Source organism: Paraburkholderia sp. SIMBA_027, from assembly GCF_046535315.1.
Classification (GTDB): Bacteria; Pseudomonadota; Gammaproteobacteria; order Burkholderiales; family Burkholderiaceae; genus Paraburkholderia; species Paraburkholderia tropica.
In genome coordinates this window covers 1-267 of the sequence record NZ_JAWRWY010000709.1, presented here as the reverse complement: position 1 = coordinate 267, position 267 = coordinate 1, and the positions used below count along the sequence as shown (strand labels likewise).

1 protein-coding gene is annotated in these 267 nt (G+C 36.7%); it reads right to left on the bottom strand.

Going from position 1 to position 267, the window contains the following annotated elements:
- The coding region (locus SB764_RS40875; protein WP_410866880.1) for a hypothetical protein at positions 1 to 267 on the bottom strand (267 nt) is incomplete at both ends.

Below are 267 nucleotides of genomic sequence, written 5' to 3'. Positions count from 1 at the left end.
GCAAGAATATTCGTCGATTCTACAATGGATACACCTGCTCGAATCAAGGTAGCAAACTGACGACAATAGATAACAAAATCTTGGTTTTTGACCTTTCCACCAAAGGTTAAATCTTTATGCAAAATACTATTTGATTCGTTAACTTCCCGTGGATTGATCCCTTGCTCCCGTAATTTTACAATTGCCGTTCTTTTATCATTCGCATTAATTATTCCTTTAGTGGGTGCACCACTTTTTGTACGTCCTACATATTTGTAAACTGTCAAC